This is a genomic window from Nocardioides aequoreus (assembly GCF_000720335.1).
GTDB lineage: Bacteria > Actinomycetota > Actinomycetes > Propionibacteriales > Nocardioidaceae > Marmoricola > Marmoricola aequoreus.
In genome coordinates this window covers 417,368-432,280 of the sequence record NZ_JOJN01000004.1, presented here as the reverse complement: position 1 = coordinate 432,280, position 14,913 = coordinate 417,368, and the positions used below count along the sequence as shown (strand labels likewise).

The window sequence follows — 14,913 nt, the reverse complement described above, 5'->3', positions numbered from 1 at the left end:
ACCGTGCCGGGGGCCGGGTCTACGGTCGGGGATGTCGTCGCTGTAACTCCACGACTGCAACTCCTGCCCCCGGGCGCGAGCAGCGGTCCTCCGATCCCGGGAGCTACGCCCAGTGACGCGAGATGTGGAGGATGCTGTGAGCACCAAGGACCGTGACGCGGGCGCGACCGCCCCGAGCGACGAGCACGCCGCGCTCGAGGCCGCCCTCGAGGCCGGCGAGCAGGGACTCCTCTTCGACGACGACGTCTCCTCGCTGCCGCAGGACCTCGGCTACCGGGGACCGACCGCCTGCAACGCGGCCGGCATCACCTACCGCCAGCTCGACTACTGGGCGCGCACCGGCCTGGTGGAGCCCACGGTGCGCGGCGCCAGCGGCTCCGGCACCCAGCGGCTCTACGGCTTCCGCGACATCCTGCTGCTGAAGGTGATCAAGCGGCTGCTCGACGCCGGCATCTCGCTGCAGCAGATCCGCACCGCCGTGGCCCACCTGCGGGCCCGCGGCACCGACGACCTCACCCGCGTCACCTTGATGAGCGACGGCGCGAGCGTCTACGAGTGCACCAGCAACGACGAGGTCATCGACCTGCTCCAGGGCGGGCAGGGTGTCTTCGGCATCGCCATCGGCGGGGTGTGGCGCGAGATCGAGGGGTCGCTGGCCGACCTGCCCTCCGAGCGCACCGCGGCCGAGGCCGAGGCCGACGCCGAGCCCCAGGTCAGCGACGACGAGCTCGCCCGGCGTCGCCGCGCCAAGCTCACCGGCTGAGCCACGCGTCTCGTCATTCGCAACGCCGTAGGCCCGCTTGGTAGGGTCGGTGGTGCTGGCAAACCCGTGCGGGAGAGTCCGGTGGTCCGCCCACCGGCGCCGAAGGGGCAACTCCTCCCGACAACCTCTCAGGCATCCGGACCGCACGGGCTGGCACTCAGGAGGGTCCGACGACCCGACTGAGGGGAGGCGCTACACCGACCCGGTAGACCGCCTCGACCACTCCCAGGAGTGAGATGCCCGACCACCAGAGCCGTCCCTTCGCCGCCCGTCACATCGGTCCCGACGACGACCAGATCGCGACCATGCTCAAGGAGCTCGGGCTCGGCAGCCTCGAGCAGCTGATGGACGACGCCGTCCCCGAGCGCATCCGCGCCGAGCGGCTCGACCTGCCGGAGGCCGCCTCCGAGCACCGGACGGCTCGCGAGCTGCGCGAGATCGCGGCGCAGAACAACCCGCTCGTGCCGATGATCGGTCTCGGCTACCACGGCACGATCACCCCGCCGGTGATCCGGCGCAACGTGCTCGAGGACCCCTCCTGGTACACCGCCTACACGCCGTACCAGCCCGAGATCAGCCAGGGCCGGCTCGAGGCCCTGCTCAACTTCCAGACGATGGTCGCCGACCTCACCGGCCTGCCGACCGCCAACGCCTCGCTGCTCGACGAGGGCACCGCCGCCGCCGAGGCGATGACGCTGGTGCGGCGCGCCGACCGCAAGGCCAGCGGCCCCTTCGTGGTCGACGCCGACGCGCTGCCGCAGACCATCGCCGTGGTGCGCACCCGCGCCCGGGCGATGGGCATCGACGTGGTCGTGGCCGACCTGGCCGAGGGACTGCCGGAGGGGCCGGTCTCCGGGACGCTGCTGCAGTACCCGGGTGCCTCGGGCCGGGTCGTCGACCCGCGTCCGGTCGTCGAGGCCACGCACGCGCAGGGCGGCCTGGCCGTCGTCGCGGCCGACCTGCTGGCCCTCACCCTCCTGGAGGCCCCCGGGGCGCTCGGTGCCGACGTCGTCGTCGGCTCCTCGCAGCGCTTCGGCGTCCCGCTCTTCTACGGCGGCCCGCACGCCGGCTTCATGTCGGTCAGGCAGGGGCTCGAGCGTCACCTGCCGGGTCGGCTCGTCGGGGTGTCGGTCGACGCGAGCGGCAGGCCGGCCTATCGGCTCGCGCTGCAGACGCGGGAACAGCACATCCGCCGCGACCGGGCGACCTCCAACATCTGCACCGCCCAGGTGCTGCTCGCCGTGGTCGCCTCGATGTACGCCGTGCACCACGGCCCCGACGGTCTCACCGCCATCGCGCGCCAGACCCACGCCCAGGCCGCCTCGCTCGCGGCAGCGCTGCGCGAGGGCGGCGTGACGGTGGTGCACGACGAGCTCTTCGACACGGTGCTGGCCCGGGTGCCCGGCCGCGCCGCCGACGTGGTGGCCGCGGCCCGCGAGGCCGGCCTCCACCTGCGGCCGGTCGACGACGACCACGTGGGCGTCAGCACCTCCGAGGTGTCCGACGATGACGTGCTCCGGCGGGTGCTGCGCGCCTTCGGCGTCGACACCGAGCCCGCCGACGTGCCGGACGCGCTGCCGCAGGCGCTGCGCCGCGAGACGGCCTTCCTGACCCACGAGGTCTTCAACACCCACCGCTCCGAGACCTCGATGCTTCGCTACCTACGACGCCTCTCGGCTCGTGACTTCGCGCTCGACCGGGGCATGATCCCGCTCGGCTCCTGCACCATGAAGCTCAACGCCACCACCGAGATGGAGCCGGTGTCGCTGCCGGGCTTCGCCGATCTGCACCCCTTCGCGCCCGCCGAGGACGCCCGCGGCTACGCCCGGCTCATCGCCGACCTCGAGGGCTGGCTCGCGGCCGTCACCGGCTACGACCGGGTCTCGGTGCAGCCCAACGCGGGCTCCCAGGGCGAGCTCGCCGGGCTGCTCGCGATCCGCGGCTACCACCACGCCAACGGCGACACCGGCCGCGACGTCTGCCTGATCCCGGCCTCGGCCCACGGCACCAACGCCGCCTCCGCCGTGATGGCCGGCATGAAGGTCGTCGTGGTCAAGTCCGCCGACGACGGCTCGGTCGACATGGACGACCTGCGCGCCCACTGCGAGGCGCACCGCGACGACCTCGCCGCGATCATGGTCACCTACCCCTCGACCCACGGTGCCTACGAGGACACCATCGACGAGCTGTGCCGCGTCGTGCACGACGCCGGTGGCCAGGTCTACGTCGACGGCGCCAACCTCAACGCCCTGCTCGGCTACGCCAAGCCCGGCGAGTTCGGCGGCGACGTCTCGCACCTGAACCTGCACAAGACCTTCTGCATCCCGCACGGCGGCGGCGGGCCGGGCGTGGGTCCGGTCGGCGTCCGGGAGCACCTGGCGCCGTACCTGCCCTCGCACCCCGGGCACCCCGACGCGGAGCGCCGCGAGGGCATCGGGCCGATCAGCGCCGCGCCGCACGGCTCGGCGGGCATCCTCCCGATCTCGTGGGCCTACGTGCGGCTGATGGGTGCCGAGGGGCTGACCCGGGCCACCGCGGTCGCGGTGCTCGCGGCCAACTACGTCGCCTCGCGCCTCGACGACCACTTCCCGGTGCTCTACCGCGGCCACCACGCCCACGTCGCGCACGAGTGCATCCTCGACCTCCGGGGGCTCTCCAAGTCGAGCGGCGTCACCGTCGACGACGTGGCCAAGCGGCTGGTCGACCACGGCTTCCACGCCCCGACGATGAGCTTCCCGGTGGCGGGCACGCTGATGGTCGAGCCGACCGAGAGCGAGGACCTCGCCGAGCTCGACCGCTTCTGCGAGGCGATGATCTCGATCCGCGAGGAGATCGCGCGCGTCGAGGCGGGGGAGTGGAGCGCGGAGGAGTCGCCGCTGCGCGGCGCGCCCCACACCGCCGCGGTGCTGCTCGCCGACGACCGCGAGGCCGCCTACCCGGCGTCGCTCGCGGCGTACCCCTCCGGGCGGGTCGACCCCGACAAGTACTGGCCGCCGGTGGGCCGCATCGACCAGGCCTACGGCGACCGCAACCTGCAGTGCTCGTGCCCCCCGATCGAGGCCTTCGCGTGACCCCACGCCGGCTGTACGCCGCGCTGGCGCTGGCCGAGGTGGTCACGTGGACCCTGCTGCTCGGTGGCATGGTGCTCAAGTACGTGACGCGCACGACCGAGCTGGGCGTGCAGCTCGCCGGACCGGTGCACGGCTTCGTCTTCCTCGGCTACAGCCTGGTGACGGTGCTGCTGGCCCTCGACGCCCGGTGGTCCGTGGGCCGCACGCTCGCCGGGCTGGTGGCCGGCGTGGTGCCCTACCTCACCGTCCCCTTCGAGCGCGCGACCAACCGTGCCGGGCTGCTGCCCGATCACTGGCGGCTCCGTGAGGAGGAGGGGCGCACCGCGGCCGAGCGCGTGCTCGCGCGGGCGCTGCGCTCGCCCCTGCAGGCCGGCGCGGTGGCCGTCGTCGTGCTGGCCGTGGTCTTCGCCGCGCTGCTGGTGGCGGGGCCACCCGTCACAGTGCCTGGCTGACCGAGCTCATGTTGAAGTCCGGGACCCGCAGGGCGGGGGTCGCGGTGCGCGAGAAGTAGTCCTCGCCCCACTCCCGCGACAGGCTCGGCACCGTCTCACCGGCGTGGCTGAAGCGCCGGAGCAGGTCGAGCGGGCTCTCGTTGAAGCGGAAGTTGTTGACCGCCCCGGTGATCTCGCCGCCCTCGACCCGGTAGACGCCGTCGCGCGTCAGGCCGGTGAGCAGCATGCTCTGCTCGTCGACCTCGCGGATGTACCACAGGCAGGTCAGCAGCAGGCCGTCGTCGAGGTCGCCGACGAGGTCGAGGTCGCTCCCCGCGCCGCCGTCGACGCGCAGCACCAGGTTGTCGACCTCCGGGGTCACCGGGACGCCGGTCTCGGCGGCCGTGCGCCGGGTCTGGATCAGCGCCGCGAGACGGCCGTCGTCGAGCCACGACGTGCGGGAGACGGGCAGGCCGTTGTCGTAGACGCTGGAGCCGGCCGACGACCCCGCCGTCGCCACGAAGGGGGCGCACTGCAGCGGCGCCTGGGCCGGGTCGGAGAGCAGGTGGACGCCGGGACGCACGACCTGCTCGCCGAAGCGGACGCCGCCGCCGGGCCGGGCGAAGGGGCCGCGGCCGTCGGCCGCGTGCCGGGCCAGGGAGTGCCAGTAGGCGTCGACCATCAGGTCGGACACGGCGCTGGGCGGCAGTACGGTGTCGTAGCGCCCGGCCGGGAGGTCGACCCGGCGCGCGGCCCAGCCGAGACGTCGGGCGAGCTCGTCGGCCAGCGCGGTGGCGTCGACGTCGGCGAAGTCGCGGGTCGCGCCGCCCACCCAGGCGCTGGTGGTGAGGGCGCCGTCCTTGCCGGTGACGCCGTAGTGGCCGGTGGGCTGCTCGTGCCGCAGCCGCAGCCCGGTGCTGGAGCCGAGGTAGGTGGTGCTGACCTCGTGGAAGACGAAGCCGTAGAGCAACCGGTCGGCCGCCTCGGCCTGGCCGAAGGCCTCGCCGAGCTGGCGGGCGAAGTCGTCGAAGACGGCGATGGAGGTCTCGCCGGGGAGGTCGTCCCAGTCGTCGGAGACCTGCCCGGCCACGAGGTCCGCGCGGTCCTCGGCCGCGGTGGCGTCGGCGGCCGCGCGGTCGGCGGCCTCGACGAGCGCGGTGACCTGCGCCAGCGACGCCGCGCTGCCGCTCACCGAGGCGTTGCCGGCCCCGCGGAAGCTCACCACCGTCACGTCGGTGCCGCGCATGACGCCGTTGGTGGTCAGGGTGTTGTTGGCCCAGCGCAGGTTGGCCGAGGTCGAGTCGGAGACGAGCACGACGCAGTCGTCGGACGTGCTCGTCGCCAGGGCGTGCTCGACCAGCTGCTGCGGGTCGGGGGTGGCGGGGTGCATCAGGCCGAGCCCTCCTCGGTGGTGTTGAGGATGCGGACGTCGCGGAAGAGGGCGGCGGGCGCGCCGTGGCTGACGGCGCCGACCTGTCCCGGCTGAGCCTTGCCGCAGTTCATCACCCCGCCCAGCACGTAGGTCGAGGGTCCGCCGACGACCTCCATGGAGCGCCAGAAGTCGGTGGTGGTCGCCTGGTAGGCCACGTCGCGCACCTGTCCGCGCAGCTCGCCGTCGCGGATCTCGTAGAAGCGCTGCCCGGTGAACTGGAAGTTGTAGCGCTGCATGTCGATCGACCACGACTTGTGGCCGACGACGTGCAGCCCGCGCTCGACGCCGGCGACCAGCCCGGCGAGATCGGGCCCGGAGGGGTCGGGCTGCAGCGAGACGTTGGCCATCCGCTGCACCGGGATGTGGCCGGGGGAGTCGGCGAAGGAGCAGCCGTTGGAGCGCCCGCCGTTGAGCTCCGCGCCGTACGTCGCGGCCATGTCGCGGTCGAGCTGGTAGCCCCGCAGCACGCCGTCGCGCACGATGTCCCACGCCTGGGTCTGCACGCCCTCGTCGTCGTAGCCGATCGTCGACAGGCCGTGGGTGTCGGTGCGGTCGCCGGTGACGTGCATCGGCGGCGAGCCGTACTGCAGCGTGCCGAGCTGGTCGAGGGTGGCGAACGACGTGCCGGCGTAGCTGGCCTCGTAGCCCAGCGCCCGGTCGAGCTCGGTGGCGTGGCCGATCGACTCGTGGATGGTGAGCATGAGGTTGTTGGCGTCGATGACCAGGTCGTAGCGACCGGGCTCGACGCCGGGGGCGGCCAGCTTCTCCCTCAGCAGGTCGGGCAGCGCCGCCCGCTCGCCGTCGAAGTCGTAGGAGCCGTCGGAGAGGTACTCCCAGCCCTTGGCGACCGGGGGCGCGAGGATCGCCATCGAGTCGGAGCGGCCGGTGCGGGCGTCGCTGGCGTGCGCCTCGAGCGCGGGCTCGAGCCGGATGCGCTGCTGCGTGGTCATGGTGCCGGCGAGGTCGGCGTAGAACTTGTTCTCCTGCACCTGCTGCAGCGCGGCGGAGACGTGGTCGATCCCGGCGCGCAGGACGTCGTGGCTCCAGCCGGAGAGCAGGGCGACCTTGTCGGCCAGCGGCACCTCGAGCGGGTTGACGTCGTAGGCGGAGACCCAGGTGACGTCGTCGTGCACGGGCTCGGGCGCGAGCACCACCGGACGCCGCGTCATGGCACCGGCGACCTGCGCCACTCGGACCGCGGTCTCGGCCACGCGCACGGCCTCGTCGTCGGTGAGCGCCACCCCGGAGGCGAAGCCCCAGGCCCCGTCGAGCACGACGCGAACCGCGAACCCGAGGTCCTCGAGGTCCTGGGCTCCCTCCAGGGCTCCGTCGTGCAGGGAGACGTACTGCATCCGGTTGCGCTCGAGCCGGAAGTCGGCGTGGCTGACGCCGAAGTCTCGAGCACGCTCGAGGGCCGTGTGCGCCAGTCGGCGCATCGGCAGCTCCAGGAACGTCGGGTCGATCTCGCGCGCCATGCCGTCGACCCTATGTGCCGGGCTCAGGCGCGCTGCAGGACGGGGCCGACCGTGGAGCCGTCGCGGGACTTGCGGACCTCGAGCTGGGCCGTGACGCGGGCGCGCAGCTCGGCGACGTGGCTGACGATGCCGACGACCCGGCCACCGTCGCGCAGCGAGTCGAGGACGTCCATCACGGCGTCGAGGGTGTCGTCGTCGAGGGCGCCGAAGCCCTCGTCGACGAAGAGGGTCTCGATCGCGGTGCCGCCTGCCTCGTGGCTCACCGTGTCGGCCAGCCCCAGCGCGAGGGCGAGCGAGACCACGAAGCTCTCGCCGCCCGACAGCGTCGCCGGGTCGCGCACGGTGGCGCTCCAGTCGTCGCGGACCCGGAGGCTCAGGCCGCCACGCCGCTCGCCCGCGCCCTTCTCGTCGGTCTGCTCCAGGGCGAAGCGCTGGTCGGTCATGGCGGCGAGACGCACGTTGGCCGCCGCGACGACCTGCCGGAGCCGCTCGGCCAGGACGTATCCGGAGAGCCGCATCCGCCAGGCGTTGTCGGCGCTGGTGCCCTCGACCAGCGAGGTGAGCGAGGCCAGCGTGTCGTGCCGCGCGCGCAGCGGGGCCCAGGCGCCGAGGGCCGACTCCAGGTCTCCCTGCAGCTCCACGAGCCGCTCCACCTGCGCGTGGCAGGCGCGCGACGCCGCCAGGTGGAGGTCGCGCACGTCGCGACGGCGCCGTGCGACCCGGCCCGCCTCCTCGACGTCGACGTGGTGCGCGCCGAGTGCGGCGCGGACCTCGGGGTCTCCCAGCACGTGCTCGGCCCGGCGCCGGGCCTCGTGCCACGCCCGCACGCGCGCCTCGGCCTCCTCCACGGCCGCCGTGGGCAGCACCGCGGCCAGACAGGCGTCGACGTCGTCGAAGTCGGTGGAGCGCAGGCTCTCCTCGGCGGTGGCGCGGGCCTGGGCCTCGGCGACGGTGGCGTCGGCGGCGGCGCGCAGCCGGTCGAGGCCGTCGTCGAGCAGGACGCGGCGGGCGTCGAGCTGCTCCAGCAGCGTGGTCACGCTGTCGCACGGCACCTCGGTGCCCCGGCCGGAGGTGGTGCCGCCTGGCGTGGGGCCGTCGCCGGCGAGCAGGTCACTCAGCTCGGCGTCGAGGGAGGCGACCCGAGCGTGCAGGTCGGCGGTCTCGGCGGTCGTCGCCGCGAGCTCGGCGCGGCACGTCGCCAGCTCGGCGACGAGGTCCGCCCGCTGCTCGGAGCCGGCGGCGAGCAGCTCGTCGATCTCGTCGCGGCGGTCACGGTCGGCAGTGGCCTGCTGCAGCGCCACCCTCGCGTCGTGGTCACGGCGCTCCCACTCCGCCACGTCGTGGCCACCGGTGGCCGCCTCGAGCGCGGTCACGCGCGACCGCAGCGCCGCGACGGTCTCGGCCGCGGCCTGGCGGAGCACCTCGGCCGACTCGTGGGCCGCGCGCGCGGCGTCCTCGTCGTCGCGGCGGACCCGGTCGCGGTGGTGGGCGGGGCTCGGGTGCTCGACGCTGCCGCACACGGGGCAGGAGCAGCCCGCGGCGAGCCCGGTCGCGAGCTCGGCCGCCATGCCGGCGATGCGCAGCTCGCGCAGCTCGAGGTAGTGCTCGCGGGCGGCGAGGGCGTCGTCGGCGAGCCGGTGCTGCTCGCTCACGGCAGCCGCGAGCTCGGCTCGCACCTGCTCCAGCTGGACGGCGGCGTCACGGGCGGCCACGATCCGCTCGGCCTCGTCGAGGCACCTGGCGACGCGCTCGGACGACGTCGCCACGGTCTCGCGCTCGCGGGCGAGCCGGGCGACCTGCTGCTCGGCAGCCCCGAGCCGGGCGTCGCCGAGGCGGAGTCGCTCGGCGAGGTCGTCGGAGCGGCGCTCGGCCCGGTGCACCTGGTCGCGCAGCCGGGTCAGCTCGCGCTCCCGTGGGAGCCAGGAGCCGGCGAGCGCGTGACGGCGACCGACCTCGTCGCGGGCCTGCTCCAGCACCGAGGTGCCCAGGTCGGGGCCCACGCTCGCGGTCAGCCGGGGGCGCAGCTGCTCGGCGGCGGCGCGGGCGTGCGCCGCGGTGGTCGCGGCGTGCTGCACCCGGCGGGCCAGGGGCACCAGCGGCAGCGCGGCACGGTGACGGTCGAGGCGGCGCTGCGTGGCCTCGACGTCGGGCGCCTCGGCCTCGAGCTCGCCCAGGTGCCGCTCGGCGGCGAGACCGCGCGTGCGCAGCGCCGCGGAGGCCCCGGCCTCGCCCAGGGCTCGCGCGGCGCGGTCGTGGTCGCGGTCGGCGAGCGCGAGCAGGCGCTCCTGCTCCTGCTGCTTCGCGACGGCGGCGTCGCCGAGCCCTCGCACCCACGTGGCGAGGCTGCCGTCGTCGGCGACCGTACCGAGCCCGGCGGGGGTCCGCACCTGCCACGCCTCGGGCGGCTCGGCGGCGGCGACCTCGCAGACGCGGTCGAGCACCGCGAGGCAGCCGGCGTGGGCCGCCTCGGTGCGGGTGCGCGCCTGCCGGCGCTGCTCGCCGAGCCACCGCTCGACGTCGTCGAAGCGGGTGGTGCGGAAGAGGCGCTGCAGCAGGGCGTGCCGCTCGGGGGAGGGGGCCCGCAGGAAGGCCTGGAAGCGGCCCTGCGGGAGCAGTGCCACCTGGGTGAACTGCGCGCAGGTCATGCCGAGCAGCTCACCGACGAGCTGCCCGGTCTCGTCGAGCCGCGTGGTCACCGAGGTCCACGTGCCGTCGCGCAGCTCCTCGGCCACGACGGACGCCTGGATCCGACGGGTGCCGTGGCCGCGTCGCTTGGGCCGCTCCCACGCGGGGGAGCGCGAGAAGCGGAAGCTGCGCTGGCCCACGCTGAAGCGCAGCACCACCCGTGGCTCGGCGTCGGCGTCGGCGTGATCGCTGTGGAGCTGCCGGGCCCCGGCCCGGTCGCCCGGCACCTCTCCGTAGAGCCCGAAGCAGACGGCGTCGAGCACGCTGGTCTTGCCCGCGCCGGTGGCGCCGGTGAGCAGGAAGAGCCCGGCGGCCCCGAGGGCGTCGAAGTCGACGGCGACGGTGCCGGCGAAGGGCCCGAAGGCGGTGACCTGCAGCTCGTGCAGCCGCATCAGGGGCTCCCGCGCTCGGCGGTGGCCAGCGCGCGCTCCAGCGCCAGGTCGCGGTCGTCGGGGCAGCACTCCAGGGCTCGGCGCAGCAGCGCCACCTCGTCGGCGGAGGCCGGCGTCTCACGCACGTGGGAGACGAAGTCGAGGCAGACGTCGAGCGGGTCGCGCGTCGAGGGCGGTGGTGCCGGCTCGGCCGCGGCGTCGCGCCCCTCGGGCTCGAAGCGCAGAGCCAGCGCGTGCGGGAAGCGGGCGCGCAGCCGGTCCATCGGCTGGACCGGGCGCACGGGGTCGGTGAGGGTGGCCTGCACCCAGCTCTGCTCGTGCGCCGCGTGCTGCGGGTCGCCGAGCAGCTGCTCCAGCGTGCCGCGGAGGAGGGCCAGGGGTCGCGGCTGCGGTGCCTCGACGAGCTCGGCGTCGACGACACCCTGAGGCCCCAGCTCGACAAGCCAGGACCCCTTGCGATGACCGGCCTCGGAGAAGGAGTAGGCGATCGGCGAGCCGGAGTAGCGCACGGTCGGCGACAGCGTCGCCGCGGCGTGGAGGTGGCCCAGGGCCACGTAGTCGATGCCGTCGAAGAGCGTCAGCGGCACCGCCGAGACGCCGCCGACCGCGATGTCGCGCTCGCTGTCGCTGGGCTGTCCTCCGCTGACGAAGGCGTGGGCCAGCACCACCGAGCGGGTGCCCGGTCTGCCGGCGAGGTCGGCGCGCACCCGCACCATCGCCTCGGCGAGGGCGGCGTGGTGGCTGCGGGAGCCCAGGCCCCAGGCGGCCCGGGCGACGTCGGGGTCGAGGTACGGCAGGCCGTGGACGGCGACCGGGCCGTGCTCGTCGTGCAGCAGCACGGGCTCGCCGACGCGGTCGAGCGTGGTGCGCAGGTGCACCCCGGCGAGGTCGACCAGGCGGCTGCCGAAGCCCAGCCGGCGGGCGGAGTCGTGGTTGCCGCTGGTGACGACGACCCGTGCGCCCGCCGCCGCGAGGGCGTGCAGCCCCTCGTCGGCCACGGCGACGGCGTCGACCGGCGGCAGGGCGCGGTCGTAGACGTCGCCGGCGACCAGGACGACGTCGACGGCGCGGCTGGCGACGACGTCGACCAGGTGCTCGAGGTAGGCCCGCTGCGCGGACAGGAGGTCCTGCCCGTGGAAGGACCTGCCGAGGTGCCAGTCGGAGGTGTGCAGCAGCCGCATGACCTCAGGCTAGGAGCGAGGTCGGACAACCCGGGCGTGCACACGCCGGGTCCCCACACCGGGGGCTCGGGCCGGGGGCTCAGGAGAGCCGGTCGGCGCCGCTGTGGACGACGCAGCGGCCGCCCCGGGTGAAGCCGACGAGCAGCAGCCCCGCCTGCTCGGCCAGCGAGACCGCCAGCGACGTGGGGGCGCCGACGGCGACGACGGCACCGATGCCGGAGACGACGGCCTTCTGCACCAGCTCGAAGCCGATGCGACCGCTGAGCACGAGCACCGGGGCGAGCGCCGACCCGGTGAGCAGCCGTGCGCCCACGACCTTGTCGACGGCGTTGTGGCGGCCGACGTCCTCGCGCACCACCACCGGGGTGCCGTCGGTCTCGAAGAGACCGGCCGCGTGCACGCCGCCGGTGCGGTCGAAGCCGGGCTGCTGCTCGCGCAGCCGGTCGGGCAGTGCCAGCACGGTGTCGAGGTCGAGTCGGACCTCGCGCGGACGGGGCGCCCGGGCGAGCACGTCCTGCACCGTGTCGGAGCCGCACACGCCGCACGCCGAGCTCACCAGGCGTGCCGCGGGCAGGCGGAGCGGGGGAGCGGCCAGGTCGACCGTGACGACGTTGAACTCCTCGAGGTCGCTGAGCTCGGTGTCGGTGCAGTAGCGCACCCCCCGCAGGTCGTCGGGCCGCGTCACGCCCTCGTGCACCAGCCAGCCGGCCGCGAGCTCGAAGTCGTGCCCGGGGGTGCGCATCGTGACCCCCAGCCGCTGGGCGGCGGCGCCAGGCCAGCCCACCCGGATCTCCAGCGGCTCCTCGGTGACCACGCGGTCCTCGTGCTCGAGGCGCTGCCCGTCCCGGTGCTCGACCACACGGGTCCGGACGGTGGGTCCCGGGCGTCGGGTCCTGGTGCTCGCCACGGCCCGAACCTATCCCCGTCGACCCACGCGGCCGGAGGTGCCGGTGCTCACAGGTCGCGGTAGCGCCGCGCCCGAGCCAGCGCGTCGACCAGCTCGTCGCGGCCGACCGCCCGCGGCCGGGTGAAGTCGCCGTCGGTGGCGTAGATGCCGGCGTACGCCGGGAGGTCGCGCTGGTAGCGCCAGCCCTCGGCGAGCGCGCCCACGTCGTGGGCGTCGTACCCCAGCCGGTCGAGCAGCTCGACCGCCTCGATCTTCGCCTCGTCGTCGTCGCCGGCGATGGGGAGGACGGCGCGGTCGGGGACGTCGGAGCCACCGCGGGTGCGGGCGAGCGCGCGCAGGTGCTCGAAGTAGATGTTGTTGAAGACCTTGACGACCCGGGCACCGGGGAGGTGCCGCTGCAGCAGCTCGGAGGTGGTGGTCGACTCGTCGTCGAGCTCCGCGACGTGGCCGTCGCGGTCGGGGTAGTAGTTCACGGTGTCGAGCACGAGCTTGCCGGCCAGCGCCTCAGTGGGCAGGTCGGGCACGGCCTTCAGCGGCACGGTCACCACGACGGCGTCGCCCGCCTCCGCGGCCTCCTGCGCCGTGGCCGCCCGGGCCTGGGGCCCGAGCTCGTCGACGAGGTCGGCGAGCGTCTCCGGCCCGCGGCTGTTGCTCAGCACCACCTCGAGCCCCGCGTCGACCGCGAGGCGCGCGAGGGTGCTGCCGATGTGGCCCGAGCCGATGAGTCCCAGCGTTGCGATGGTCATGACGGTGCCAACACGCGAGCGCCGGTGGCTGTTCCGCGGTGGGGCCGCCGCCGGGGCAGCCCCACCGCGGTGGGTCAGGCGACGCGGGCCTGCGGGGCGCCCTCGGCGGTCTTGCCGGGGTCGGACTCGACGACGTCGCCGAGCGCCTCGTCGATGCGCGTCATCAGCTCGGCGGGGATGCGGACGCCGGCCGCCGCGACGTTCTCGGTGACCTGCTCGGGACGCGAGGCGCCCACGAGGGCTGCCGCGACGTTGTCGTTCTGCAGCACCCAGGCGACGGCCAGCTGGGCCAGCGAGAGGCCGAGCTCGTCGGCGACCGGCTGCAGCCGCTGCACGGCGGTGAGCGTCTCGTCGTTCATGAAGCGCTCGATCATCTTCGCGCCGCCCTTGTCGTCGGTGGCGCGCGACCCGGCCGGCAGCTCCTCGCCGGGCTTGTACTTGCCCGTGAGCACGCCCTGGGCGATGGGGGACCACACGATCTGGGAGATGCCCAGCTCCTCGCAGGTCGGCACGACCTCGCCCTCGATGACGCGCCAGAGCATGGAGTACTGCGGCTGCGAGGAGATCAGCTGCACGCCGAGCTCGCGGGCCAGCGCGTGACCCTCACGGATCTGGTCGGCGGTCCACTCGCTGACGCCGATGTAGAGGGCCTTGCCCTGTCGCACGACGTCCGCGAAGGCCTGCATCGTCTCCTCGAGCGGCGTCTCGGTGTCGTAGCGGTGGGCCTGGTAGAGGTCGACGTAGTCGGTCTGCAGCCGCGTGAGCGAGCCCTCGATCGACTCCATGATGTGCTTGCGGGAGAGGCCCGTGTCGTTCTTGCCGCGCGGTCCGGTGGGCCAGTAGACCTTCGTGAAGATCTCGAGCGACTCGCGCCGCTCGCCCTTCAGCGCCTCGCCGAGCACGCTCTCGGCCGCGGTGTTGGCGTAGACGTCGGCCGTGTCGAAGGTGCTGATGCCCTCGTCGAGGGCCGCGCGCACGCACTGCGTGGCGATGTCGTTCTCCACCTGCGAGCCGTGGGTCAGCCAGTTGCCGTAGGTGATCTCGGAGATCTTCAGGCCCGAGTTGCCGAGGTAGCGGAATTCCATGCTCCGACCCTACGGGTCAGTCGGCGACGCCCGTGATGGTGACCGGCTCCTTGGGAGCGACCCCGTCGGCGGCGTTGCCGTCGGCGGCGATGTCGCTGACGACCTTGAGACCCGCGGCGCTCATCCGGCCGAAGACGGTGTAGGCGGCCGGCAGCTGGCTGTCCTTGTAGACCAGGAAGAACTGCGAGCCGTTGGTGTCGGGACCGGCGTTGGCCATGGCCAGGGTGCCCGCCGAGTAGGTGCAGACCTCGGCGCCGCTGGTGGGGTCGACCTGCCCGGTGCACTGCTGGAGGCGGGGGTCCTGCTCGACCAGCTCGTCGGCGAAGCTGTAGCCGGGGCCACCGCTCCCGGTGCCCGTGGGGTCGCCGCACTGGAGCACGCTCAGCCCACCGGTGGTGAGCCGGTGGCAGGTGGTGTCGTCCAAGTAGCCCTGGTCGGCCAGCGAGAGGAACGAGCTGACGGTGCAGGGCGCCTCGTCGGCGTCGAGGCTCAGCGGGATGTCGCCGCGGTCGGTCTGCAGCGTCACCTCGGCGGGGGGCTCGGCCGGCGGGTCGGCCGGCGGCGGGTCGACCTCCTTGGCCGCGGCGGTGGCGGCCTCGGGGTAGTCGCACGAGCCGGTCTCGGCGGTGGGGGTCTCGGTCTCCTGCCCGCCGCAGCCGGCGAGGCCCAGCAGGGCGAGGCAGAGAGCGGGGGCGGTGAGGGCGCGGCGCAGCGTCGGCAGGGAGGTCATCGCCGCAGATGCTAG

At 74.4% G+C, this 14,913-nt stretch carries 11 protein-coding genes and 1 riboswitch; of the genes, 3 read left to right on the top strand and 8 right to left on the bottom strand.

Annotation, left to right across the window (positions count from 1 at the left end; genetic code table 11):
• Positions 1-136: 136 nt before the first annotated feature.
• From IG63_RS0110960 to IG63_RS0110950, 3 genes are all read left to right on the top strand, one after another.
• Positions 137-763: a MerR family transcriptional regulator gene (locus IG63_RS0110960; protein ID WP_030484413.1), complete on the top strand. Its 627-nt coding sequence runs from the start codon at positions 137-139 to the stop codon at positions 761-763.
• A gap of 59 nt (positions 764-822) precedes the next feature.
• Positions 823-917: riboswitch (glycine riboswitch) on the top strand.
• Between the two features lie 82 nt (positions 918-999).
• Positions 1,000-3,834: an aminomethyl-transferring glycine dehydrogenase gene (gcvP, locus tag IG63_RS0110955; RefSeq protein ID WP_030484412.1), complete on the top strand. Its 2,835-nt coding sequence runs from the start codon at positions 1,000-1,002 to the stop codon at positions 3,832-3,834.
• Positions 3,831-4,286, top strand: coding sequence for a DUF3817 domain-containing protein (locus IG63_RS0110950; protein WP_030484411.1), 456 nt, complete (start codon positions 3,831-3,833; stop codon positions 4,284-4,286). Before gcvP ends, IG63_RS0110950 begins: the two co-directional genes overlap by 4 nt.
• Here IG63_RS0110950 and IG63_RS0110945 read toward each other — a convergent pair.
• The 8 genes from IG63_RS0110945 to IG63_RS0110910 all read right to left on the bottom strand — a co-directional run bounded on the left by IG63_RS0110945 (position 4,270) and on the right by IG63_RS0110910 (position 14,898).
• Positions 4,270-5,655: a metallopeptidase TldD-related protein gene (locus tag IG63_RS0110945; protein ID WP_030484410.1), complete on the bottom strand. Its 1,386-nt coding sequence runs from the start codon at positions 5,653-5,655 to the stop codon at positions 4,270-4,272. The two genes, IG63_RS0110950 and IG63_RS0110945, sit on opposite strands and share 17 nt — an antisense overlap.
• On the bottom strand, positions 5,655-7,172 hold the full coding sequence (locus tag IG63_RS0110940; RefSeq protein WP_030484409.1) for a TldD/PmbA family protein: 1,518 nt from the start codon (positions 7,170-7,172) through the stop codon (positions 5,655-5,657). Before IG63_RS0110940 ends, IG63_RS0110945 begins: the two co-directional genes overlap by 1 nt.
• A 23-nt stretch (positions 7,173-7,195) precedes the next feature.
• On the bottom strand, positions 7,196-10,249 hold the full coding sequence (locus tag IG63_RS0110935) for an AAA family ATPase (RefSeq protein WP_030484408.1): 3,054 nt from the start codon (positions 10,247-10,249) through the stop codon (positions 7,196-7,198).
• Positions 10,249-11,430 carry an exonuclease SbcCD subunit D gene (locus IG63_RS0110930; protein ID WP_051706571.1) on the bottom strand — a complete coding sequence of 394 codons (1,182 nt, stop codon included), beginning with the start codon at positions 11,428-11,430 and terminating at the stop codon, positions 10,249-10,251. Before IG63_RS0110930 ends, IG63_RS0110935 begins: the two co-directional genes overlap by 1 nt.
• A 79-nt stretch (positions 11,431-11,509) precedes the next feature.
• Complete coding sequence (gene fdhD / locus IG63_RS0110925) at positions 11,510-12,337, bottom strand: formate dehydrogenase accessory sulfurtransferase FdhD (RefSeq protein ID WP_030484406.1); 828 nt, start codon at positions 12,335-12,337, stop codon at positions 11,510-11,512.
• A 47-nt stretch (positions 12,338-12,384) separates the two neighbouring features.
• Positions 12,385-13,161 carry an NADPH-dependent F420 reductase gene (locus IG63_RS0110920; RefSeq protein WP_281174285.1) on the bottom strand — a complete coding sequence of 259 codons (777 nt, stop codon included), beginning with the start codon at positions 13,159-13,161 and terminating at the stop codon, positions 12,385-12,387.
• Positions 13,158-14,168 (bottom strand): aldo/keto reductase family protein, encoded by a 1,011-nt coding sequence (locus IG63_RS0110915; RefSeq protein WP_030484404.1) that lies wholly within the window; start codon positions 14,166-14,168, stop codon positions 13,158-13,160. Before IG63_RS0110915 ends, IG63_RS0110920 begins: the two co-directional genes overlap by 4 nt.
• Positions 14,169-14,184: 16 nt before the next feature.
• The gene (locus IG63_RS0110910) at positions 14,185-14,898 is read right to left on the bottom strand and encodes a peptidylprolyl isomerase (protein ID WP_051706569.1); all 714 of its coding nucleotides are present in this window, start codon (positions 14,896-14,898) and stop codon (positions 14,185-14,187) included.
• Between the last annotated feature and the right edge of the window lie 15 nt (positions 14,899-14,913).